The 22,557-nt window shown below is 71.7% G+C and carries 24 protein-coding genes and 1 pseudogene; 12 read left to right on the forward strand and 13 right to left on the reverse strand.

Going from position 1 to position 22,557, the window contains the following annotated elements; translation table 11 throughout:
• Window positions 1-52: 52 nt before the first annotated feature.
• From ACRDSK_RS01885 to ACRDSK_RS01895, 3 genes are read right to left on the reverse strand one after another with little or no spacing between them, the layout of a single operon-like run.
• Window positions 53-379 (reverse strand): DUF1801 domain-containing protein, encoded by a 327-nt coding sequence (locus tag ACRDSK_RS01885; protein WP_431438092.1) that lies wholly within the window; start codon window positions 377-379, stop codon window positions 53-55.
• A 13-nt stretch (window positions 380-392) separates the two neighbouring features.
• Window positions 393-1,001 (reverse strand): nucleotidyltransferase family protein, encoded by a 609-nt coding sequence (locus ACRDSK_RS01890; protein ID WP_431438119.1) that lies wholly within the window; start codon window positions 999-1,001, stop codon window positions 393-395.
• 20 nt (window positions 1,002-1,021) lie between these two features.
• A complete protein-coding gene (locus ACRDSK_RS01895) occupies window positions 1,022-1,897 on the reverse strand; it encodes an SDR family oxidoreductase (RefSeq protein WP_431438093.1) in 876 nt (291 codons plus the stop codon).
• A gap of 63 nt (window positions 1,898-1,960) precedes the next feature.
• Here ACRDSK_RS01895 and ACRDSK_RS01900 point away from each other — a divergent pair, with 63 nt between their 5' ends.
• From ACRDSK_RS01900 to ACRDSK_RS01910, 3 genes are all read left to right on the forward strand, one after another.
• A complete protein-coding gene (locus ACRDSK_RS01900; RefSeq protein WP_431438094.1) occupies window positions 1,961-2,728 on the forward strand; it encodes a TetR/AcrR family transcriptional regulator in 768 nt (255 codons plus the stop codon).
• Entirely contained in the window at window positions 2,725-3,411 is a 687-nt protein-coding gene (locus ACRDSK_RS01905; RefSeq protein WP_431438095.1) for an alpha/beta hydrolase, read from the forward strand. The genes ACRDSK_RS01900 and ACRDSK_RS01905 overlap by 4 nt, the downstream gene beginning before the upstream one ends.
• Before the next feature lie 84 nt (window positions 3,412-3,495).
• A complete protein-coding gene (locus ACRDSK_RS01910) occupies window positions 3,496-4,674 on the forward strand; it encodes an LCP family protein (RefSeq protein ID WP_431438096.1) in 1,179 nt (392 codons plus the stop codon).
• Here the strand turns inward: ACRDSK_RS01910 and ACRDSK_RS01915 are convergent.
• Window positions 4,671-5,126 (reverse strand): peroxiredoxin, encoded by a 456-nt coding sequence (locus ACRDSK_RS01915; RefSeq protein ID WP_431438097.1) that lies wholly within the window; start codon window positions 5,124-5,126, stop codon window positions 4,671-4,673. The two genes, ACRDSK_RS01910 and ACRDSK_RS01915, sit on opposite strands and share 4 nt — an antisense overlap.
• 31 nt (window positions 5,127-5,157) lie before the next feature.
• Between ACRDSK_RS01915 and ACRDSK_RS01920 the strand changes: the two genes are divergently transcribed.
• Window positions 5,158-5,748, forward strand: coding sequence for a hypothetical protein (locus tag ACRDSK_RS01920; RefSeq protein WP_431438098.1), 591 nt, complete (start codon window positions 5,158-5,160; stop codon window positions 5,746-5,748).
• Window positions 5,749-5,760: 12 nt separating this feature from the next.
• Here ACRDSK_RS01920 and ACRDSK_RS01925 read toward each other — a convergent pair whose 3' ends face one another.
• Together ACRDSK_RS01925 and paaI are read right to left on the reverse strand one after the other, a co-directional pair.
• Window positions 5,761-6,102 carry a VOC family protein gene (locus tag ACRDSK_RS01925; RefSeq protein WP_431438099.1) on the reverse strand — a complete coding sequence of 114 codons (342 nt, stop codon included), beginning with the start codon at window positions 6,100-6,102 and terminating at the stop codon, window positions 5,761-5,763.
• 9 nt (window positions 6,103-6,111) lie between these two features.
• Window positions 6,112-6,504 (reverse strand): hydroxyphenylacetyl-CoA thioesterase PaaI, encoded by a 393-nt coding sequence (gene paaI, locus ACRDSK_RS01930; RefSeq protein WP_431438100.1) that lies wholly within the window; start codon window positions 6,502-6,504, stop codon window positions 6,112-6,114.
• Between the two features lie 100 nt (window positions 6,505-6,604).
• Here paaI and icmF point away from each other — a divergent pair, with 100 nt between their 5' ends.
• From icmF to ACRDSK_RS01950, 4 genes are all read left to right on the forward strand, one after another.
• Window positions 6,605-9,871: a fused isobutyryl-CoA mutase/GTPase IcmF gene (icmF, locus tag ACRDSK_RS01935; protein ID WP_431438101.1), complete on the forward strand. Its 3,267-nt coding sequence runs from the start codon at window positions 6,605-6,607 to the stop codon at window positions 9,869-9,871.
• A 57-nt stretch (window positions 9,872-9,928) separates the two neighbouring features.
• Window positions 9,929-10,786, forward strand: coding sequence for a 3-hydroxybutyryl-CoA dehydrogenase (locus ACRDSK_RS01940; RefSeq protein ID WP_431438102.1), 858 nt, complete (start codon window positions 9,929-9,931; stop codon window positions 10,784-10,786).
• A gap of 166 nt (window positions 10,787-10,952) precedes the next feature.
• The gene (locus ACRDSK_RS01945; RefSeq protein WP_431438103.1) at window positions 10,953-11,807 is read left to right on the forward strand and encodes an oxygenase MpaB family protein; all 855 of its coding nucleotides are present in this window, start codon (window positions 10,953-10,955) and stop codon (window positions 11,805-11,807) included.
• Entirely contained in the window at window positions 11,804-12,412 is a 609-nt protein-coding gene (locus tag ACRDSK_RS01950; RefSeq protein WP_431438104.1) for a TetR/AcrR family transcriptional regulator, read from the forward strand. The genes ACRDSK_RS01945 and ACRDSK_RS01950 overlap by 4 nt, the downstream gene beginning before the upstream one ends.
• Here the strand turns inward: ACRDSK_RS01950 and ACRDSK_RS01955 are convergent.
• From ACRDSK_RS01955 to ACRDSK_RS01965, 3 genes are all read right to left on the reverse strand, one after another.
• Window positions 12,370-13,032, reverse strand: a complete 663-nt coding sequence (locus ACRDSK_RS01955) for a TetR/AcrR family transcriptional regulator (RefSeq protein ID WP_431438105.1) — start codon at window positions 13,030-13,032, stop codon at window positions 12,370-12,372. The two genes, ACRDSK_RS01950 and ACRDSK_RS01955, sit on opposite strands and share 43 nt — an antisense overlap.
• 4 nt (window positions 13,033-13,036) lie before the next feature.
• Entirely contained in the window at window positions 13,037-13,981 is a 945-nt protein-coding gene (locus ACRDSK_RS01960; protein ID WP_431438106.1) for a hypothetical protein, read from the reverse strand.
• Window positions 13,982-14,073: 92 nt separating this feature from the next.
• Window positions 14,074-14,592, reverse strand: coding sequence for a CGNR zinc finger domain-containing protein (locus ACRDSK_RS01965; protein WP_431438107.1), 519 nt, complete (start codon window positions 14,590-14,592; stop codon window positions 14,074-14,076).
• A 55-nt stretch (window positions 14,593-14,647) separates the two neighbouring features.
• Between ACRDSK_RS01965 and ACRDSK_RS01970 the strand changes: the two genes are divergently transcribed.
• The 4 genes from ACRDSK_RS01970 to ACRDSK_RS01985 all read left to right on the forward strand — a co-directional run bounded on the left by ACRDSK_RS01970 (window position 14,648) and on the right by ACRDSK_RS01985 (window position 20,070).
• The gene (locus ACRDSK_RS01970) at window positions 14,648-14,863 is read left to right on the forward strand and encodes a hypothetical protein (protein ID WP_431438108.1); all 216 of its coding nucleotides are present in this window, start codon (window positions 14,648-14,650) and stop codon (window positions 14,861-14,863) included.
• Between the two features lie 81 nt (window positions 14,864-14,944).
• Window positions 14,945-17,497: a bifunctional FO biosynthesis protein CofGH gene (locus tag ACRDSK_RS01975; protein WP_431438120.1), complete on the forward strand. Its 2,553-nt coding sequence runs from the start codon at window positions 14,945-14,947 to the stop codon at window positions 17,495-17,497.
• Window positions 17,498-17,679: 182 nt separating this feature from the next.
• Window positions 17,680-18,765, forward strand: coding sequence for an S-(hydroxymethyl)mycothiol dehydrogenase (locus tag ACRDSK_RS01980; RefSeq protein WP_431438109.1), 1,086 nt, complete (start codon window positions 17,680-17,682; stop codon window positions 18,763-18,765).
• A 57-nt stretch (window positions 18,766-18,822) separates the two neighbouring features.
• A complete protein-coding gene (locus ACRDSK_RS01985) occupies window positions 18,823-20,070 on the forward strand; it encodes an aspartate aminotransferase family protein (RefSeq protein ID WP_431438110.1) in 1,248 nt (415 codons plus the stop codon).
• Here the strand turns inward: ACRDSK_RS01985 and ACRDSK_RS01990 are convergent.
• The 4 genes and pseudogenes from ACRDSK_RS01990 to ACRDSK_RS02005 all read right to left on the reverse strand — a co-directional run.
• Entirely contained in the window at window positions 20,067-21,014 is a 948-nt protein-coding gene (locus ACRDSK_RS01990; protein WP_431438111.1) for an SRPBCC family protein, read from the reverse strand. The two genes, ACRDSK_RS01985 and ACRDSK_RS01990, sit on opposite strands and share 4 nt — an antisense overlap.
• Before the next feature lie 6 nt (window positions 21,015-21,020).
• On the reverse strand, window positions 21,021-21,329 hold the full coding sequence (locus ACRDSK_RS01995; RefSeq protein WP_431438112.1) for an ArsR/SmtB family transcription factor: 309 nt from the start codon (window positions 21,327-21,329) through the stop codon (window positions 21,021-21,023).
• Between the two features lie 195 nt (window positions 21,330-21,524).
• On the reverse strand, window positions 21,525-22,355 hold the full coding sequence (locus tag ACRDSK_RS02000) for a class II fructose-bisphosphate aldolase (RefSeq protein WP_431438113.1): 831 nt from the start codon (window positions 22,353-22,355) through the stop codon (window positions 21,525-21,527).
• A pseudogene (locus ACRDSK_RS02005) lies at window positions 22,336-22,557 on the reverse strand (1-phosphofructokinase family hexose kinase); the annotation flags it as partial. The gene ACRDSK_RS02000 and the pseudogene ACRDSK_RS02005, both read right to left, overlap by 20 nt.

Consider the following 22,557-nt stretch of genomic DNA (forward strand, 5'->3'; position numbering starts at 1 on the left):
CGATCGGCCGCGTTGTGGGCGGGTGCTCTGCGGACAGTCGCTTCGGGCGAAATCAGTCGAGCATGTCCTTCTGGTGGGCGATCGCCTCGTGAAGTAGGGCTGCGAGCTCCTTCGGGTGCTCCATCACCGTCGCGTGGGGGACTTGGCGCACGTAGCGGGCCTCCCCGCGCAGCAGCTGGGCCGGATCGTCAAGCAGTGCGCCCTTGTGGAACATCAGCGACACGCCATTCGACGAGGCCGCCACCGCGCATACCCAGTGGTGCCAGTCGCCGCCTGCGGTGAACGTCAGGCGGCGCCACTTCACCGCCTCCTCCAACTCGGGCGCGGCGCCGCGCACCAGGTCGGCCAGCTCGTCTTTCTGCGCCTCTCGGCCGGTCACGGGAGGGACCTCCTCATTCGTCGGGGTACCCGGTCACCTTCTCACCGGGGTCCGACAGTTCCGGGAGGTCCGACGGGCGATCCACGTCATCTCCGCTGGCCACGTCCTCGCACGGCACCTCGAGCGGCGGGTGCGACGACAGGTACGGCCGCGCGCCCGCGTCCCCGACGGCCGCCTTCACGACGTCCGGCCAGCGGTCGCGGCCGATCAGGACCGGGTGGCCCGGGCGGCCGAAGTAGGTCGCCCGCGCGAGGGCGTCCGGTGCGGCCAGGTCGGCGAGCCGGCGTATCGCCAGTGCCGTCACCCCCGGCGTGTCGACCGGAAGCACCACCACGGCCTGCGCGACCGACGACGCGAGCGTCGACAGGCCGGCCCGCAGCGACGAACCCATCCCGGTCGTCCACTCTGGATTGTCCACAAGAGCCGACCCGGGCAACGACGCCGACGCCCGCACCGCGTCGGCCGACGCACCGAGTACGACCACCACCGGCACGCACCCGCCCTCGTGCAGCACCTGCGCCGCATGCTCCACGAACAGCCGCCCACGGTGGCGCACCAACGCCTTCGGCATCCCGAACCGGCGTCCGGCGCCGGCCGCGAGCAGCAGCCCGGCCACGGTCACGGTCACGAAACCGAGCCTAGTCAGCGGAAGTCGGCCACGTGATCGACCGCCCACCGCGCGAACGTCCGCGCCGGCCGACCGGTGACCTCCTCGACCGTCGGCAGCGGCCGGATCGACTCCGCCAGCTCCTCGGTCGTCATGTCCGGCAGGGAGGACGCGGAGTACGCCTCGAACCCGGTCAGGAAGTCCGCGTTGTCCGCGGCCCAACCACCCTGCCGCTTCAGGATCTCCCGCGACTCGGCCGGCGTCACCTCCTCGAACCGCACCTTCTCACCCAGCGCTGCCGAGATTGCCCGCGTTTGCTCGCGCGCGCTGATCCGCTCCGGGCCGGTCAGGTCGTACGCGCGCCCGTGATGTCCGGCCGACAGCAGGGCGGCCACCCCGACCGCGGCGACGTCCGCCTCGTGGATCGGCACGCCTCGCCAGTCCGGGTAGTGGTAGCGCACGACCCGCTCGGCCCGGATCGACGGTCCCCACAGCCGCAGGGTGTTCGAGGCGAACTCGCCGGGACGCAGGTGGGTCCACTCGCACCCCGACGCCTCGACCGCCTGCTCGACCGGAAACTGGAAGTCCGTGTCGTACCCGCCGGTCACCGCGCCCGAGGACAGCGTGACGATCCGCCGCACCCCGGCCTCGACCGCACGGGTCACGACCGCCCGGGCACTGCGCGGCTCGGGGAACAGGAACAGCGCGGTCGCCCCGTCGACCGGCAGGGTCGCGGGCTCGAGCAGATCGCCCCGCACCACGGAGACGCCCGCCGGGACCGGGGCGCCGGTCGCCGACGCGAAGTCGTCCGGGTGGCGTGTCATGGCCCGCACGGGCACATCCGCCGCCGCGAGCTGAGCCACCACGTGCCGGCCCACCTGGCCCGTCGCGCCCGTCACCAAGATCGTCATGAGACCTCCCTGCAGAAAGTGGGTACACTGTACGCGAATTTAGCACAATACGATGGGCCCGCGATGACCAAGGACGACACGGCCTCGTCGAGCTTCGGTGGCTCGGCCACCGCGGCCCGCAGCATGGAGCTCCTCTGGGGCACCAAGCCGGCGCCCAGCCGGGGCCGAAAACCCGGTATGACCGTCGAACGGATCGTCGCCGCCGCCGTCGAGCTCGCCGACGCCGAGGGCCTGGACGGCGTCTCCATGCGCCGCGTCGCCGACCGGCTGGGCGCGGGCACGATGTCGCTGTACCGGTACGTCCCGGCCAAGGCCGAGCTGCAGGACCTGATGCTCGACTCGGTCATGGGTGACGCCGCGTCGGTGGTCGCCGGCGCGGGCTGGCGCGCGGCGCTCGAGCGGTTCGCGCGCGCGAGCCTCGAGGGCTACCAGCACCACCCGTGGCTGCTGCGCGCGTCGCTGACCAGGGGCGTGATGGGCCCGAACCAGGCCGCCGCGCTCGACGCGGTACTGGCCGCGGTCGGTGACCTCGGGCTGACCAGCGGCGAGCGGATGGCGGTCGTCGGCCTGGTCACCGGCTACGTCCGCGGCGTGGCCCAGCAGCTGGTGGAGGAAACCCAGGTCCAGCGGCGCACCGGGGTCAGCGACGAGCAGTTCTGGACCGACTTCGCGCCGCTGCTCGACGGCCACCTCGACCCCGCGCGGTACCCGGCGCTCACACAGGTGTGGCGCGACGAGGAGCTGGACTGGGGAGACCCGTTCGACTTCGGACTGCGGCGGGTCCTGGACGGCATCGAGGCGCTGGTCGAGTCCCGCCGGATCGGCTCGTGACCGCGCCCGACCTGCGCGTGCTCGGCCGGACCGGTGTGCGCGCGGTGGCGCTCGTCCTGCACGGCGGGCAGGAGACCAGCAAGGTCCGCGCGCACCGGCTGCGCCCCGCCTACCTGCGGATGCTGCCGTTCGCCCACGACCTGCGGTGGGCGGGGCGCCACGCCGGACTCGCGGCGTGGCAGCTCTGCTATCGCTACCGCGGCTGGAACGGTCCGGACCGCGACCCGGTCGTCGACGCCCGCTGGGCGCTCGGGGAGATCGGTAGGGCGCATCCGGGCGCGCCGGTCGTCGTGGTCGGGCACTCGATGGGCGGCCGGACGGCGCTGCACGTCGCCGGCGCCGAGCGGGTGGCGGCCGTGTGCGCGCTCGCGCCGTGGACTCCCGAAGGCGACGTCGTCGACCAGCTCGCCGGGCGGACCGTGTTGATCGCGCACGGTGACCAGGACACGGTGACCGCCCCCGGGCGGTCGCTGCGCTACGCGGTGCGGGCCAAGGAGGTCACCGACGCGGTGTGCCGGTTCGACGTGCTGGGCGAGGGACACTCGATGCTGCGCCGGGCGCGCGAGTGGCGGCTGCTGGTGCGGCGCTTCACGCTCGGCGCACTGGGTATCACTGAGCTGGACCACGTCATCGCCAGCGCGCTGGCCAAATCCTCGCCCGGTGGGTTGAGCGTTCCGCTCTGACTCGCGTCCCCTACGGTGTGAGCGGTACCACTGGCAACCTCGACAGCGGTCCCCACGTCTTGGGAATCGACGGAAGGTGGGGAGATGAGCTACGGCCAGCAGGGCCCGCCGCGGCGGCCCGGGTATGGAGGCGGCCCAGGTGGTTATGGGCGGCCGCCCGCGCAGGGCCGGCGTCCGGCGTACCACGAGACCAAGGCGCTGCCCATGCCGCCGACCGACGCGCCGCCGCGCCGGGGTCACTACGACGGCCCGCCGCCGGACGGGTACGGCCCGCCGCCGCGCGGTGACGGTTACCCACCGCGACCGCGCCGGCCCCGCAAGCGCCGCCGCTTCGGCCGCACGCTCGGCATCATCGTGCTCATCCTGGTCGTGCTGCTCGCCGGCATGTACTTCTGGGTCGACTCCTCGCTCAACCGCGTCGCGGCGCTCGCCGACTACCCGGGCCGGCCCGCGGAGGCGGCCGGCACCAACTGGCTGATCGTCGGCTCGGACAGTCGCGAGGGCTTGTCGCAGGAGGAGAAGGACAAGCTCATCACCGGCGACACCGAGGGCAAGCGCACCGACACCATGCTCATCGCGCACCTGCCGGACAACGACACGCCGGCGACGCTGATGAGTCTGCCGCGCGACCTGAACGTCGAGGTCCCGGGCAACGGCGTCAACAAGATCAACGCCGCGTTCTCGATCGGCGGGCCGAAGCTGCTCGTGCAGACCATCGAGCAGGCGACCGGGCTGCGCATCGACCACTACGCCGAGATCAACTTCGCCGGCTTCGCGAACATGGTCGACGCCGTCGGGGGAGTCGAGATCAACATCCCGAAGACGATCAAGGACAACGCGACCGGCGTGACGATCAAGGCCGGCCCCCAGACGCTGGACGGCGCGCAGGCGCTGGCGTTCGTCCGCACCCGCAAGAGCGCGGCCACGCCGAGGTCGGACCTCGACCGGGTGGCGAACCAGCGGACGTTCATCGGCGCGCTGGCCGCGGAGATCGCGAGCCCGGCGACGCTGCTCAACCCGTTCGACGTCTTCCCGTTGCTCTCGGAGGTGCCGAACGCGCTGACCGTCGACGACGGCGACCACCTGTACCACCTCGCGGGCCTGGGCTTCGCGATGGGCGGAATCTCCGACGGCGGCACGATCACCACGACGGTGCCGGTGACCGACGGCTCGGCGACACAGATGGACGAGGCCAAGTCGCAGGCGTTGTTCGACGCGCTGAAGACCGACGCGGCGGTGCCGAAGGACGCGCTCTACAACTAAGGAGTGCGGCGGCGAAGGATCTCGAGGGCGCGGTCGGCGTGCACGGCCATCCGGAGCTCGCTCTTGACCACCTCGAGCACGGTGCTGTCGGTGTCGATGACGAACGTGTGGCGGCGGGTGAGCAGCGGCCCGAACGCTCGCCGCACGCCGAACCGTGTGGCCACCTCGCCGTCCGGGTCGGACAGCAGCGGGAAGTCGAACGTGTGCTTGTCGCTGAAGGCCCGCTGCTTGGCCACGTCGTCCGGGCTGATGCCGACCCGGGAGGCCTTCAGCTCGGCGAACTCGCCGGCGAGGTCGCGGAAGTGGCAGCTCTCGACCGTGCAGCCGCGAGTCATCGCGGCCGGGTAGAAGAACAGCACCAGCGGTCCGGTCTCCAGGAACTCACCGAGCCGGCGGGGCGTGCCGGTCTCGTCGGGCAGCTCGAAGTCGGGGGCGGTGTCGCCGGCCTTCATCGACTCTCCTCGCGCAGGGATCATGGTGTACGTGGACACTACCGCCCGCCGCGCGGCGCTCATCGTGACCGAGGTGCTCTCGCCGGCCGTCGTGGTCGTGGCGCTCCCGCTGGCCGTCGCCTGGCACGCGACGGGATACGAACCGCTGCAGACGCTGGGCTGGGGCGTGCTCGTCGCGATCTTCTACAGCGTGCTGCCGATGGCGTTCCTCGTACGTGGCGCGCGCCGCGGGCGATGGGAGGGCCGCTGGGTGCGCGACCGCGCCCACCGGACGGTGCCGCTGCTGGTGTGCCTCGCGTCCGCCCTGGCCGGCACGGCGATCATGCTCGCCGGCGGCGCGCCGACCGAGCTCGTCGCGCTGGCCTGGGCGTTGATCGTGACCGGGGTGGCGTGCCTGGTGATCACCCGCTGGTGGAAGGTGTCGGTGCACGCGACGGTGGCCGGGGGAGCGGTCGCGATGATCAGCTACGTCTACGGGCCGTGGCTGTTGCTGCTCGCCCTGCTCGTGGCGTTGGTGTGCTGGGCGCGCGTGGTGGTGGAGGACCACACGGTGGCGCAGGTCTTGGTGGGCGCGCTGCTCGGCCCGGTGGTGGGGGGCGCGGTGTTCCTCGCCTTGAGCTGACGCGAGTGGCGGTCAGGCCGGGCCGCCGCCGAAGCCGATCTCGTTGCCGTCGGGGTCGGCGTAGGTGATCTTCCGGACGCCGTCGCCGTACGTCTCCCGGTTCGCGGGCTCCAGCCCGCGCTCGGCGATCGCGGCCATGCGGGTGTCGAGGTCGTCGACGAAGAGGGTGAGCCGGGCGTGGCCGGCGTGCTCGGGATCTTCGACGATGTACACGTACCGGTGCTCGGCGACCTCCCACACGGCCTCCGTGTCGTGTGGGAAGAACGCCGGCGGGGTGCCGAACAGCCGCTCCCACCAGGCCAGCGCGGTGGCGTAGTCGGCGACGGGGACTCCCGCGAACAGGTCGGCGGCCATGCCGGCAGGCTAGCTCCTCAGCGTGCGGCTGCGGCCGCGGAACTCCGCGATCACGTCGTCGTCCCGGCGGACCGTCACGTCGCACAGCCCGCTGCGGCCGTACACGACGCGCTCCTCCGCCCGCGCCTCGAGCACGTCGCCGCGTCGCGCGGTCGCCACGAAGGTGACATCGGCGCCCGCGGCGACCGTGACCGGGCCGTGACTGTTGCACGCGCAGGCGAACGCGGTGTCCGCGAGCAGGAACACGTACCCGCCGTGGGCGATGTCGTGGCCGTTGACCATCGTGTCGGTGACCGTCATCCGGACCACCGCGAAGCCCGTGCCGGCGTCCACGAGGGTCATGCCGAGCGAACGCGAGGCGAGGTCGTCGTCGAGCATGCGGCGTACGGACTCGGGAACCATCGCGCCATCATGGCAGTTCGGCCCACTTCGACCGTGCCCGAACGGGGAGACCTCGCCCACATCGGTTGCACGTCGAATAGTAGGACGTCAAACTATTATCATGGCCATCACGCTGCACCGTCCCGCGAACCCGGTTCGGTTCGTCACCGCCGCGAGCCTGTTCGACGGGCACGACGCGGCCATCAACATCATGCGCCGCATCCTGCAGTCGCAGGGCGCCGAGGTCATCCACCTCGGCCACAACCGCTCGGTGCGCGAGGTCGTCCGTGCCGCCATCCAGGAGGACGTCCAGGGCGTCGCGATCAGCGCCTACCAGGGCGGCCACGTCGAGTACTTCAGCTACCTCGTCGAGCTGCTGAACGAGCACGGCGCGGGCCACATCAAGGTCTTCGGCGGCGGCGGTGGCGTGATCGTCCACGAGGAGATCCAGCTCCTGCACGAGCGCGGCGTCGCGCGCATCTTCTCCCCGGACGACGGCCAGCAGCTCGGCCTCGCCCCGATGATCAACTCGATGGTCGAGGCCTGCGACACCGACCTCGCCGACCGGCCGGAGCCGCCGCTCGACGCGCTCTACGCCGGCCAGCACGACGCGCTCGCCCGCGTCATCACCAAGATCGAGGCCGGCAAGCTGGACGAGGCCACGCTCGAGCGGATCCGCGAGACCGCGAAGAGCCGGCAGGTCCCGGTCCTCGGCATCACCGGCACCGGCGGCTCCGGCAAGTCCTCGCTCACCGACGAGCTCGTCCGCCGCTTCCGCCTCGACCAGGAGGACAAGCTGCGCGTCGCCGTGCTCGCGGTCGACCCGACCCGCCGGCGCGGTGGTGGCGCGCTGCTCGGCGACCGGATCCGGATGAACACCCTCGGCGGCATCGCGGGCCTGCCCGGCGGGGACGGCGAACAGGTCTACTTCCGCTCGATGGCCACCCGCGGCGCGGCGACCGAGGTGCCCGACGGCCTGACGGACGCGGTCGCCGCGGCCAAGGCGGCCGGCAACGACCTCGTGATCGTCGAGACGCCCGGCATCGGCCAGGGTGACGCGGCCATCGTGCCGTTCGTCGACACCTCGCTGTACGTGATGACGCCCGAGTTCGGTGCCGCGTCGCAGCTCGAGAAGATCGACATGCTCGACTTCGCGGACGCCGTGGCCATCAACAAGTTCGAGCGCCGCGGCGCCGAGGACGCCCGCCGCGACGTCGCCCGGCAGCTGGTGCGCAACCGCGAGGCGTTCGGCTCCTCCTGGGAGGACATGCCGGTCTTCGGCACCAGCGCGGCCACGTTCAACGACGACGGCGTCACCGCCCTCTACCACCACACCCGCGACCTGCTCGCCGAGCGCGGGCTGGCGGTCAGCGAGCCGACCCTGGCCTCGGTCGGGAGCAAGGTGTCCACCAGGGCCGCCACCGTCGTGCCGCCGCAGCGGGTGCGCTACCTCGCCGACATCGCCGACACCGTGCGCGACTACCACGAGCGGACCGACGAGCAGGTCGCCGCGGTGGCCGAACGGGCCGCGCTCACCCGGGCCCGCTCGGCGCTCGACCGGGCCGGGTTGTCCACAGTGGACATCGACGCGCTCGCCGAGGAGGCCGCGCGCCGGGTACAGCGCGACACCGAGGACCTGCTGGCTCGTCACCGCACGCTGGCCGAGGACTACGCCGGCGACGAGCTCGTCGTGCGGGTCCGGGACAAGGAGCTGCACACTCAGCTGTGGCGCGAGACCCTGTCCGGCAGCCGGATCCCGCGGGTCGCGCTGCCCCGGTACGACGACGAGGGGTCGCTGCTCCGCTTCCTGCGCAAGGAGAACCTGCCCGGCTACTTCCCGTTCACCGCGGGCGTGTTCCCGTTCAAGCGCGACGGCGAGGACCCGGCCCGCATGTTCGCCGGCGAGGGCGACGCGTTCCGCACCAACCGCCGCTTCCGCTACCTGTCCGAGGGATCCGAGGCGACCCGGCTGTCGACCGCGTTCGACTCGGTGACGCTCTACGGCCACGACCCGGACACCCCGCCGGACATCTACGGCAAGATCGGCACCTCCGGGGTGTCGATCGCGACGCTGGACGACATGAAGGCGCTCTACGAAGGCTTCGACCTCACCGCACCGTCCACATCGGTCTCCATGACGATCAACGGCCCGGCGCCGACGATCCTCGCGTACTTCCTCAACACCGCGATCGACCAGAACGTCGAGAAGTTCGCCGCCGAGCACGGTCGCCAGCCGACCGAGGACGAGCGCGCGGAGATCGCCGCGTGGGCGCTCGCCAACGTCCGCGGCACCGTGCAGGCCGACATCCTCAAGGAGGACCAGGGCCAGAACACCTGCATCTTCTCCACCGAGTTCAGCCTGCGGATGATGGCCGACATCCAGGAGTGGTTCATCGCCAAGAAGGTCCGCAACTTCTACTCGGTGTCGATCTCCGGCTACCACATCGCCGAGGCCGGCGCGAACCCCATCAGCCAGCTGGCCTTCACGCTCGCCAACGGGTTCACCTACGTCGAGTCCTACCTCGCTCGTGGCATGCACATCGACGACTTCGCGGCGAACCTGTCGTTCTTCTTCTCCAACGGCCTCGACGCCGAGTACAGCGTGATCGGCCGGGTGGCGCGGCGGATCTGGGCGGTGGCCATGCGCGAGCGCTACGGCGCTAACGAACGCTCGCAGAAGTTCAAGTATCACGTGCAGACCTCGGGCCGGTCGCTGCACGCGCAGGAGATGCACTTCAACGACATCCGCACCACGCTGCAGGCGCTCTGTGCGCTGTACGACAACGCGAACTCGTTGCACACCAACGCCTACGACGAGGCGATCACCACGCCGACCGAGTCGTCGGTGCGCCGCGCGATGGCCATCCAGCTGATCATCAACAAGGAGTGGGGGCTGTCGAAGAACGAGAACCCGCTGCAGGGCTCGTTCATCGTCGACGAGCTGACCGACCTGGTCGAGGAGGCCGTGCTGGTCGAGTTCGAGCGCCTCGCCGAACGCGGCGGCGTGCTCGGCGCGATGGAGACCGGCTACCAGCGCGGCCGCATCCAGGACGAGTCGATGCTCTACGAGCAGCGCAAGCACGACGGCTCGTTGCCGCTGATCGGCGTGAACACGTTCCTGCCGAACAAGGAGAACGCCGAGGCACTGCCGACGATCGAGCTGGCCAGGGCCACCGAGGAGGAGAAGCGCTCGCAGGTCGACCGAACCCAGGCGTACCAGCGCAAGCACGCCCAGGACGCGCAGCAGGCCCTTCGTCGGCTGCGCGAGGCGGTCGCCGCGGACGAGAATGTCTTCGGCGTGCTGATGGACGCGGCTAGGGTGTGCACGCTCGGTCAGATCACCGACGCCTTCTTCGAGGTCGGCGGCCAGTACCGGCGCAACGTCTGAGCGAGAGCGACGGAGCGGAGCGAACCGTTCAACACGTCTGAGTGCTACGGAGGATTTGTGGTTATCGAGAGTGTCGGGGTTGTCGGCTGCGGGCTGATGGGGTCGGGCATCGCGGAGGTCTGCGCGCGTGCCGGGCTGGACGTCGTGGTCACCGAGGTGAACCAGGACGCGCTCACCGCCGGTCGCGCGCGGGTGGAGAAGTCCCTCGCACGGGCGGTGCGCAGCGGCAAGCTCGACGAGGCCGGCCGGGACGCCGCCCTCGGGCGGATGCGGTTCAGTGAGGACCTCGGCGACTTCGCCGACCGGCAGCTCGTCGTCGAGGCCGTCGCGGAGAACGAGCAGATCAAGACCGACGTGTTCACCACTCTCGACAAGGTCGTCACCGACCCGGAGGCGATCTTCGCGTCCAACACGTCCTCGATCCCGATCATGAAGCTGGGCATGGCCACGTCGCGGCCCCAACAGGTGATCGGCATCCACTTCTTCAACCCGGTGCCGGTGCTCAAGCTGGTCGAGCTGGTGCCCTCGCTGCTCACCGGCGAGACCACCAAGGAGCGCGCGGACAGGTTCGTCGAGGACCAGCTGGGCAAGGAGGTCATCCTGTCCCAGGACCGCGCGGGCTTCGTGGTGAACGCGCTGCTCGTGCCGTACCTGCTGTCCGCGATCCGGATGCTGGAGTCCGGGTTCGCCTCGCCCGAGGACATCGACACCGGCATGGTGCAGGGCTGTGCGCACCCGATGGGCCCGCTGCGGCTGACCGACCTGATCGGCCTGGACACGACGAAGGCCATCGCCGAGTCGATGTACGCCGAGTTCAAGGAGCCGCTCTACTCACCGCCACCGCTGCTGCTGCGCATGGTCGACGCGGGTCTGCTTGGCAAGAAGAGCCAACGCGGCTTCTACGACTACCACTAGCCAGTCCGCCTCCCCGGAATTCAAACGTTCGGTCGCCTGAGTTCGCACCTTCCGGTTTCGTGCGTACTTGTGGCTGGGTTGCGTCGCGTTCCCCTGAGGTGCGGTTTTGCGCACTCTGAGTGATACAATGAGGCGGAAGTGTCTCATCGGCTCAGAGGAGACTGCTGTGACCGCATCGGCGCGCGCGGAGCCCGAAGTTGAGGTGCCCGGGCCGGGGTCGTTGCACTGGCGCTGGGCCGGCGAGGTGCGTGGGTACCTGCTGCTGGTCAAGGCCGGCCTGCTGCAGCTGATGCATCCCGGGCTCGGCGCCGGGGTCGAGCAGCATTCGGACTTCTTCCACGAGCCGTGGGAGCGGGTGCTGCGCTCGGTGCCGGAGATCCAGGGCGTCACCTTCGACTGGCCGCACGGCGGTCGCACCGCGCGCAGGATCCGCGACTTCCACACGCACATCAAGGGAGTGGACGGTCAGGGCAGGCGCTATCACGCGCTCGACCCGGACGTGTACTTCTGGGCGCACGCGACGATCTTCGACGCGCTGTTCCAGATGATCGACCTGTTCGACCATCCGATGACCGACGCGGAGAAGGAGCAGCTCTACGCCGAGAGCCGGGTGGTGTTCCGGGCATACGGCGTCAGCGACCGTGCGGTGCCGCCGGACTGGGCGAGCTTCCTCGCCTACTTCGACCGGATGTGCCGCGAGGAGCTGGTGATCACGCCGGCCGCCCGCGGGCTGGTCGAGTTCGCCAAGGAGCCGCCGGCCACGTTCCCGCTGGTGCCGGCGCCGCTGTACCGGCTGCTGCGCAAGCCGACCGCGAAGCCGCTGTGGTGGCTGTCGGTCGGCACGCTCCCGGAGCCGGTCCGCGACCTGATCGGCGAGCGGTGGACCGCCCGCGACGAGCGCCGACACCAGCGGTTCCGCCGCGCGGTGCGGACGTCCTGGCGCGTGGTGCCGCCGCGACTGCGCTACACCGAGCGGGCCCGCCGGGGTTACGCCCGCGCCGGGGTGGGGCCGCGCGGATGAGCCTGCTGGAGCTGGTGCTGGCCGAGCCCGACACGGACGCGGTCGGAGAGTCCATTGTGGACGCCGCGCTCGAGGAGTTCCTCGCCTACGGGTTGCGGCGCACCAATGTCGACGTCGTGGCGCGGCGGGCCGGTGTGTCCCGGGCGACTCTGTACCGGCGCTTCGAGGGCAAGGACGCGCTCGTGCAGGCCGTGCTGGTGCGCGAGTCGCGGCGGTTCTTCGAGACGATCGCGACCGCGGTGCGCGACCTGGCCGGCGCGGAGGAGCGGCTCGTCGAGGGCTTCGTCGTCGGCGTGCGCCACGCCAGGGAGGACCGGCTGCTCAACCGGTTGTTGGCGTCGGACCCGGAGGCCCTGCTGCCGTACCTGACCACACACGGCCACCTCGTCGTCGCCGCGGCGCGGGAGTTCCTCGTCCGGCAGGCGGCGAACGTGCCGGTGGCCGGCCGCACGCCGGCCGGCGTCGCCGAGGTGTTCGTGCGGCTCGCGATCTCGTTCACGCTGCTGCCGCAGGGGGCGATCCCGTTGGACACCGACGAGGAGGTCCGGGCGTTCGCCAGTGCCTACCTGGCCCCGCTCATGCGGACCGACGGCTCCGAGGGCTGAGCGAGCCCGGCGTCGATCAGCTGCCGCAGGCCGGCCTTCGCGCTCTGCCACCAGGCTTCCAGCTGCGCGGTGTCCGGGTTGGACAGGCCGAGCAGGGCGATGCCGCGTGCGGTGTCCAGGCAGGTACGTGCGAGGCGCCGGTACAGCCCGCGGTCTCCATGGTGGTTGGCGAAGACGGCCGCACAGAAGTCGATGAGATCCTCACGGGCGACCGGCGCCACGGCGGCCATCTTCTCGCGCAGCTCGGGATCGGTCCGCGCGGCGATCCACATCTCGACCGTCGCGTGCTGGATCGGGTCCAGGTGCACCTCCCACACGAGGTCGAGCGTCGCGTCGATCGGGTCGGGCGCATCGCGCACCACGTCGAGCCGCGAGGTGGCGAGTTCCGTGCGCAGGGTCGCGAGGTGCCGAGCGGCCGCGGCCACGAGGTCCGCGCGGGTGGGGAAGTGGTGCACCTGCGCGCCTCGGGTCACGCCGGCGAGCTCGGTGACCCTGGTCGTCGTGGTGCCCGCGTAGCCGTACTGGACGAGGCAGTCGACAGTGGCGTCCAGCAACCGTTGGCGCATGGCGGCGCTGCGCTCCTGCTGAGTGCGGCCGGTCTTGGACTTTCGGGCGGGCATCCCATCAGGTTACTGATTCATGCACCGATGTCGGAAAATCACGACGCCGGGAGTCACCCGTACGTCGGTACAGCGCGCCGTAGCCGGCGAGCCCGCCGGCGGTGACCAGCGCGGCGAGCCCGGCCAGCGACAGCAGCGTCGGCACGATCGGCGCGGCCAGCGGGGACACCCGGGCGATCGACTCGGCCACCACGACCGCGCTGAGCAGCAGGTATCCGAAGGCGCCGAGCCGAACGACCCGCATCCGGACGGACTCGGGCCACGCGGTGAACGTCAGCAGCCAGGCCAGCCCGGGGATCACGAGGATCGCGTGCATGGTGACCGCGTGGGCGGGCTTGAGGAACCCGGCCGTCTCGAACGCGGCCCGCGGGTCGGCCCGCGACAGCGGCACGCCGACCGCGATCATGGCCGCCCCGAGCGCCATCGCGACGGCCAGCACGACGAACCCGAAGCGCACGGCCAGCCGCATGCTCGGCGTGCTCCGCCCGACGTGGCGGAAGGCTGCCAGCGTGAACGCCAGCACGAGCACGACGATCGCCAGCCCGCCGAAGGCCAGCGTGAACGCGACCGTCGCGTCGAACGGCGTGGTGAAGTTGAAGTGCGACGGCACGCCGCGCCACGACTGCATCGAGACCAGCGTGGTCTCCAGCGCGCAGGCGAGCGTGAACCCGCCGAGCAGCACCTGCCGGGGGCGTGGACGGAGCGCCACGAAGTGGGTGACCCACACGACCGAGGCCAGCGTGAGGCCGAACGACAGCCCGAACGTGGCCGCCTTGCGCAGCGAGGTCGGCCCGGTCCACGGCCCGCCGGAGACGACCAGGACGACGAGGTGCACCAGCCCGCTCGCGAACAGCACCGCGCCGACCACGAACGCGGCCCGCTCGACCCGGATGCCCTCGTCCCAGCTGCGCCGCAGCGAGCGGCCCGTTGTGCGAATCGCCGTGCTCATACCGGTGAGGCTCCTCCGCGGCGGCCCCGGTGTCGTCACCGTGGGGAGGACTCCGCGGCTACGCCCACGGGCGTACGCCGTCAGGCGATCTGTCAGTGGCTGGCCATCGGCGCCGGCTGGTCTCGCCTGGCCTTCGCGCGGTGGCGGCGCACCGCGTCGCGGTTGGCGCAGGCGGGGGAGCAGTAGCGCTGGCGGCCGCCGCGAGTGAAGTCGCCGAAGGGCAGGTCGCACTCGGCGAGAGCGCAACGGCGCAGCCGGTCCATGCCCCGGCCGGTGAGGTGCAGCGCGGTGCCGACGCTGATGAGCGCCCGCAGCACCGCGCCCAGCCGCAGTCCGGCGTCGCGGTAGTGGATGTGCCAGCCGTCGCCCGCGTGGTCGGTGAGCCGGGGATACGCCGACGCCTCGGCGAGCAGCACGTTGAGCCGTTCGGCGCGCAGTCGCGGCGTGTCGGCGTCGACGACAGTGAGCCACCGGGCGAGGAACGCCTCGACCTCACGCAGGTCCGCCGGCCCGGCCGGCCGCTCGATGACCACGCCGGCCTCGGTGCACCGTTCGGCCAGCTCACCGGCGGTCCGCGGCGGCTTGGCGACGAGCTCGGTCGCCAGTCGCACGGGGTACTCGCCGTAAGGGTTCAAAAGCACAAGCCCATTACAGCAGACTGGGGCCATGACCGCGACACACCGCTGGGAGACCACCTCGAGCCACGTCACCAGTGAGGGCTGGGTCCGCTACCAGCGCTGCGGCTGCGGCTGCGGCGCGACCCGCGTCCTGTTGGGCAGCGAACCGGTCGGCCGATCGATCGACACCGCGGCCGGAATGATCCCGAACGGCGCGGGGTTGTCGTTGAGCGACGACGATCACGTCGGGGATGTCGGCCGGTAGGGCTAGCTTGGGGCGGTACCCGGGCAGAGCCGAGCGGGAGGGGTGTCCGTGACCGAGGGTTTCGTGCCCAACGAGTCAGCGATCCGCCGGGCGCTACGGCGCGCCAGGGACGGCGTCGCGCTCGACCGGACCGAGGCCGAGACGCTGCTGCACGCCCGCGGCGAGCAGCGCGACCAGCTGTTCGCCGCCGCGTCCCGGGTCCGCGACGCCGGGCTCGAGGCGACCGGCCGCCCGGGTGTGATCACGTTCTCGCGCAGTGTCTTCGTGCCGCTCACCAAGCTGTGCCGGGACCGCTGCCACTACTGCACGTTCGCCACCGTGCCGGGGCGCGTGCCGGCCGCGTTCCTCGGTCCGGACGAGGTGCTCGACATCGTCCGCCGGGGTGCGGAGCTCGGCTGCACCGAGGTGCTGTTCACCCTCGGCGACCGGCCCGAGGACCGGTGGAGCGCGGCGCGCGAGTGGCTGGAGGAGGCGGGCTACCCGGACACGCTGTCCTACGTCCGCGCCATGTCGATCAAGGTGCTCGAGGAGACCGGCGTCCTGCCCCACCTCAACCCGGGCGTGCTGAGCTGGACCGACTTCCAGCGACTCAAGCCGGTGTCGGCGTCGATGGGCATGATGCTGGAGACGACGGCCACCCGCCTGTGGTCGGAGAAGGGCGGCCCGCACTTCGGCTCGCCGGACAAGGAGCCGGCGCTTCGGCTGCGCGTGCTGGAGGACGCCGGGCGCAACAACGTCCCGTTCACCACGGGCATCCTGATCGGCATCGGCGAGACCCTGGCCGAGCGGGTCGACTCGCTGTTCGCGATCCGGCGGGTCGCGCGGGAGTACGGCGGGATCCAGGAAGTCATCGTGCAGAACTTCCGCGCGAAGCACGACACCGCGATGGCCGCCACGGCCGACGCCTCGACCGAGGAGCTCGCCGCGACGGTCGCCGTCGCGCGGCTGGTGCTGGGGCCGAAGATGCGGATCCAGGCGCCGCCGAACCTGATCGGCGGCGAGTACGAGCTGCTGTTGCGTGCCGGGATCGACGACTGGGGCGGCGTGTCGCCGCTGACCATCGACCACGTGAACCCCGAGCGCCCCTGGCCGCGGCTGGACGAGCTCGCCGCGCGGACCGAGGCGGCCGGGTTCGCCCTGGCCGAGCGCCTGCCGATCTACCCCGAGTACGTCCGGCGCGGCGAGCCGTGGCTGGACCCGCGGATCGCCGGGCACGTGGCCGCGCTCGCCGACTCCGCCACCGGTCTCGTCGCGGCGGACTCCGCGCCGGTCGGCAGGCCGTGGCAGGAGCCGGAGGTCGCGCTGGTCGACTCGGGTCGCACCGACCTGCACGAGAGCATCGACACGGTCGGGCGCACCGGCGACCGCCGCGACGACTTCGACTCGGTCTACGGGGACTGGGACGAGCTGCGCTCGCGGGTGTCGGCCCAGCCCGCTCGCGACACCGGCCCGGTCGACCGGCTCCGCCCGGCGTTCGCCACCGCGCTGCGCCACGCCGAGTCCGACCCGAGTGGACTGTCCGATGAGGACGCTCTGACACTACTCTCCGCCGGTGCCGGGGCGGAGATCTCCGCCTTGGCCGCCCTCGCCGACGCCCTTCGCGCGGACACCGTCGGCGACGAGGTGACCTACGTGGTCACCCGCAACATCAACTTCACGAACGTCTGCTACACCGGCTGCCGCTTCTGCGCGTTCGCCCAGCGCCGCACCGACAGTGACGCCTACACGCTGTCGCTGGACCAGGTGGGCCAGCGCGCGACGCAGGCGTGGGAGGTCGGCGCGACCGAGGTCTGCATGCAGGGCGGGATCCATCCGGACCTGCCGGGCACGGCGTACTTCGACATCGCGGCGGAGGTGAAGCGGCGCGCGCCGGGCCTGCACGTGCACGCGTTCTCCCCGATGGAGGTCGTGAACGGCGCGTCCCGCACCAACATGTCCATTCGGGACTGGCTGGTCGCGGCCCGGGAGTCCGGTGTGGACTCACTGCCGGGCACCGCGGCGGAGATCCTCGACGACGACGTGCGCTGGATCCTCACGAAGGGCAAGCTCCCGACGGCGGCGTGGGTCGAGGTCGTGACGACCGCGCACGAGCTGGGCATGCCGACCACCTCGACGATGATGTACGGGCACGTGGACAACCCGTCGCACTGGGTCGCGCATCTGAAGCTGATCCGGGACCTGCAGGCGCGCACGGGTGGCTTCACCGAGTTCGTCCTGCTGCCCTTCGTCCACACCAACGCCCCGCTGTACCTGGCCGGCATCGCCCGTCCGGGCCCGACGCACCTGGAGAACCGTGCGGTGCACGCGATGGCCCGGCTGCTGCTGCACGGCCGGATCGCGAACATCCAGACCAGCTGGGTGAAGCTGGGGGAGCAGGGAGTGGTCGACGTGCTGCGCGGTGGCGTGAACGACCTGGGCGGCACGCTGATGGAGGAGACCATCAGCCGCATGGCGGGCTCGGAAAACGGCAGCTACAAGACGATCGCCGACCTGGAGGCTCTGGCCCGAGCGGCGGACCGGCCGGCGCGGCAACGAACCACCACCTACGGCGAGGTCGGAGAGGAACGCCTGACCACGGCGAGGAGACACGACGGCGTCTGGCGCCCGAACCTGCTGCCGCTCGTCAGCGGCTAGTAGCCGAGGCGAGCCCAGCCCACGAAGACGCCGCTGCTCTCCGCGTCGGTCATGTCTCCGTCGGCGGTGACCTCGGAGTACCGGTGATCCGCTCCACCCGAACGGCCTAGGGTGTTGCCGTGTGGTGCGATCGCTCGGGCGGCTCGCACCTGTCGACACCTGACGGAAGGCGAGGAACGCAGATGGCTCAGCAGGTTCGGGGCATCATCGCGAGGACCGAGGGCGCGCCGGTCGAGCTGGAGACGATCGTCGTTCCCGACCCGGGGCCGGGGGAGGCCGTGGTCGCGGTCCAGGCCTGCGGCGTCTGCCACACCGACCTGCACTACCGCGAGGGCGGCATCAACGACGAGTTCCCCTTCCTCCTCGGGCACGAGGCGGCCGGCACGGTCGAGTCCGTCGGCGAGGGCGTCACCGGGCTCGAGCCGGGCGACTTCGTCATCCTCAACTGGCGCGCGGTCTGCGGCACCTGCCGCGCCTGCCTGCGCGGCCGTCCCTGGTACTGCTTCAGCACCTTCAACGCCGCCCAGCCGATGACGCTCACCGACGGCACGCCGCTCTCTCCCGCGCTGGGCATCGGTGCGTTCGCCGAGAAGACACTCGTCCACAGTGGACAGTGCACGAAGGTCGACCCGACGGCGAGCCCGGCCGCGGCCGGACTGCTCGGCTGCGGGGTCATGGCCGGCCTCGGCGCCGCGGTGAACACCGGCGGCGTCACCCGCGGCGACAGCGTCGCCGTGATCGGCTGCGGCGGCGTGGGCTGCGCGGCCGTGGCGGGCGCCGCGCTCGCCGGCGCGACGACGATCGTCGCGGTCGACCTCGACGAGCGGAAGCTCGAGTGGGCCAAGGGACTCGGCGCGACCCACACGGTCAACGCGCGCGATGTCGACGTCGTCGCGGCCGTCCAGGAGCTCACCGGCGGGTTCGGCGCGGACGTCGTGATCGAGGCGGTCGGCCGGCCCGAGACCTGGCGGCAGGCGTTCTACGCCCGCGACCTGGCCGGCACGGTGGTCCTGGTCGGCGTGCCGACCCCGGACATGCGGCTGGAGATGCCGATGATCGACTTCTTCGCCCGCGGCGGCTCGCTCAAGTCCAGCTGGTACGGCGACTGCCTGCCCACCCGCGACTTCCCGTACCTGATCGACCTCTACCGGCAGGGCCGCCTCGACCTCGACGCGTTCGTCACCGAGACGATCGCGCTGGACCAGGTCGAGGAGGCGTTCACGAAGATGCACCACGGTGACGTGCTGCGCTCTGTCGTGGTCTTCTGAGGCCGCCTGCCCTAGGCTCCTCCGTAGGATTGTAGACAATCCCGACGAGGAGTGCTGATGGCTGACCTGTCCCCGATTCTCAAGCAGGCGACGCCCGTGCTCGCCGAACGTGGCGAGGGTGTCTACCTCTACGGCGAGGACGGACGCCGCTACCTGGACTTCACCGCCGGCATCGGGGTCACGAGCACCGGCCACTGCCATCCGAAGGTCGTCGAGGCCGTACGGGAGCAGGCCGGCAAACTCATCCACGGCCAGTACACGACGGTCATGCACCGGCCGCTGCTGACGCTGTCCGAGCGGCTCGGCACGGTGCTCCCCGAGGGGCTCGACGCGCTGTTCTACGTGAACTCCGGCAGCGAGGCGGTCGAGGCGGCGCTGCGTCTGGTCCGGCACGCCACCGGCCGGGCGAACGTCGTGGTCTTCCACGGCTCCTTCCACGGGCGCACGATCGGCGCGGCCTCGATGACCACCTCGGCCACCAAGTTCCGGGCCGGCTTCGCGCCGCTGATGGGCGGGGTCGTGGTGGCGCCGTTCCCCACCGCGTACCGGTACGGCTGGTCCGAGCAGGAGGCGACCCGCTTCGCGCTGCGCGAGCTCGACTACGTGCTGACCACCATGTCCGCACCCGCGGAGACGGCGGCCTTCTTCGTCGAGCCGGTGCTCGGCGAGGGCGGGTACGTGCCGGCGAACACCGAGTTCCTGCAGGGCCTGCGGGAACGCGCCGACCGGCACGGCATCCTGCTCGTCGTCGACGAGGTGCAGACCGGCTTCGGGCGCACGGGCCGGTTCTGGGGCCACGACCACTTCGACGTCCGGCCCGACGTGGTCATCACCGCGAAGGGCCTCGCCAGCGGCTTCCCGATCTCGGCCATCGCCGCGCCGCGCGACCTGATGGCCAAGGCGTGGCCGGGCTCGCAGGGCGGCACGTACGGCGGCAACGCGGTCGCCTGCGCCGCGGCGATCGCCACGCTCGACGTCGTGCAGTCCGAGGGCCTGGTCGACAACGCCGACCGGATGGGCGCGCGGCTGCGCGAGGGGCTCGCGAAGGTGGCCGCCGACGTGCCGGCGATCGGCGACGTCCGCGGCCTGGGTCTGATGCTGGGCAACGAGTTCGTCGACCGCGACGGCGAGCCCGACCCGGCCACGGCCGCCCGCGTGCAGCAGGCCGCCGCGGCCGCCGGGCTGCTGCTGCTGACCTGTGGCGCGGCCGGGAACGTGGTCCGGATGATCCCGCCGCTCGTGGTCACCGCCGAGCAGGTCGACGAGGGCCTCGCCCTGTGGCGGGAGGCGATCACGGCCGTCTAGAGGCGGTCGGCGTACTCCTTCGCCAGCTCCTCGACGCGGTCCGCGTCCCACGCGCAGCGGACGTCGCCGTGGACGGCGGAGAAGAACAGGTCGAGCTGCAGGTGCCAGGCAGCCAACGCCGTCGCCCGCACCTCCGCGAGGTGGGCGGGCACGGTCTGGCTCAGCTCGACCCGCACGCCCAGCTTGTCGTCGGAGACGATCGTCCAGCGCACCCGGCCGGCCGGCTCGCCGTCGTGGCGCCACTCGTACGCCAGCACCCGCGGCGGGTCGACCTCGGTGAGCGGGCCGGCCGGTGCGTGGTCGTTGGTCGCCCGCACCGGCGGCTCGCCGCCTGCCTCGGGACTCGTGTCCTCGACGAGCAGCGCCCACACGTCGGCCGGCGGCTTCCACACGAGGTCACGGGCGAAACGCAGCTCCCAGCCGTCGCCGGCCGGCCGCACCTCGCCGAAGCCGAGCCCGAACTCGTCGTGGTAGCGCAGCATCGGCGTGAGCCAGTTCTCCCACGGCTCGGTGGTCCCGCCGTCGAGCACGGTCACCAGCTGGTCGAGGCACTGGTCCCAGCCGCTCGCGTTCCGCGCCGCGGCGAGCCGGCCGATGTCGCCGCCGCCGATGGTGTGGGTGAACACCAGCCGGCAGCCGTCGCCGTCCGGGACCACCTCCAGGCGCAGCACGTCCAGGTCCCACCGGAACATGAACACCTTCGGCGGGTCGACTTCGAGCACCTCGCCGTCCCAGGACCCGTCCACGACTGCCTCCTCCGGGAAGGTGAACCGCATCGGTGCGCCGGGCCGCAGCTCGGTCTCCACCGTGGTGGGGAACCAGTGGGCCAGCTCGGCCGGCTCGCTGACCGCCCGCCAGACCTTGGTCGGCGAGTGGCGCAGCCGGCGTTCGAAGCGCAGCACCGGCTGCCCGTCGATCGTCCGCAGGGTCGCGCGCTCGGTCACGGCGAATCAGTCCTCCATCTCGTCCAGGCGACGTTCCAGTGCGTCCAGGCTGGCCGTCCACATGCGACGGTAGGGTGCCAGCCAGGCGTCGATCTCGGTGAGCGGCTCGAGCCGCAGCCGGTACAGCCGGCGTTGCGCGTCCTGCCGCACCTCGACCAGCCCGGCGCCGCGCAGCACCCGCAGGTGCTTGGACACCGTCGGCTGGGTGAGGGCCAGTCGCGAGACCAGGTCGCCGACCGGTCGCTCGCCGTCGCGGAGGAGATCCAGGATCTCCCGCCGGCGAGGCTCGGCCAGCACCTCGAATGTTGATGCCATGTGAGCAATATAGCCCATATGGCATTTACTCGCCACGCTGCGGCTCGCGCCTCGACGCCGCAAGCACGTCGCCTGCGCCGCCGGCGAACCGGTCCGCGGCGCCGGGGAGATCACCTTTCGCCGGCGAAACCTCGTCAAGGACGGCGACTTCGTGTGCGCGGTGTGCGGCGGCGAGCTGCCCGAGGAGTGGAACTTCTAGGCGCCCAGGACCCGGAGCAGGCGGGCGACCTCGGCGGCGACCGCGTCACGTGCCGGGGCCAGGTACTTGCGCGTGTCGACCACGTCCTGGTGCTCGGCCAGGTACGCGCGCACCGCGGCGGTGAACGACTTGTTCAGCTGCGTGGCGATGTTGACCTTCGTCATGCCGGCCGCGACCGCGCGGGTGAGGTCCGCGTCCGGCACGCCCGAAGATCCGTGCAGCACCAAGGGAACCGGGACTGTCTCATGCAGGCGGGCGATCAGGTCCAGGTCGATCGCCGCGTCGCGGGTGAGCATCGCGTGCGAGGTGCCGACCGCGACCGCCAGCGCGTCGACGCCGGTGGCCTCGACGTAGGCGCGCGCCTCGGCGGGGTCGGTGCGCGCGCCGGGTGCGTGTACGCCGTCCTTGCCGCCCACCTCACCCAGCTCCGCCTCCACGTACACGCCGTGTGCGTGGCAGTGCGCCACCACGTCCGATGTGGACGCGACGTTGTCCGCATAGGACATCGTGGACGCGTCGTACATCACCGAGTGCAGGCCGAGCCGCACCGCTTCGTGCACGAGCGCCACGTCGGTGGCGTGGTCCAGGTGCACCGCGACCGGCGTGGTCGACGCGCGGGCGACCGCCAGCGTCGCCAGCGCCAGCGGTGCCAGCGCGCCGTGGTAGCGCACGGCGTTCTCGCTGATCTGCAACACCACCGGCGCGCCCGCGGCCTCCGCGCCCGCCACGAGTGCCGACGCGTGCTCGAGCTGGATGACGTTGAAGGCGCCGACGCCGCGGCCGGCCCGCGCGGCTGCGCCGACGATCTCAGCGGTCGGGGTGAGCATCGATTTCCTCCACCGAGACGCGCGGCGCCAGGCGCCGGTAGGTGTCCAGGTCGACGTCGCCGGCCAGCGGGCAGGCCACCGCGGCGGCCGACAGGGCCACGGCGTCCGCGAGCAACACAGGCCACGGCGTACCCCCGGCGAGTCCGGCGGCGAGCGCGGCCACGCACGCGTCGCCCGCGCCGGTCGGGTTGCCGCGCAAGGG

This window comes from Actinophytocola sp. (assembly GCF_050699915.1).
GTDB lineage: Bacteria > Actinomycetota > Actinomycetes > Mycobacteriales > Pseudonocardiaceae > Actinophytocola.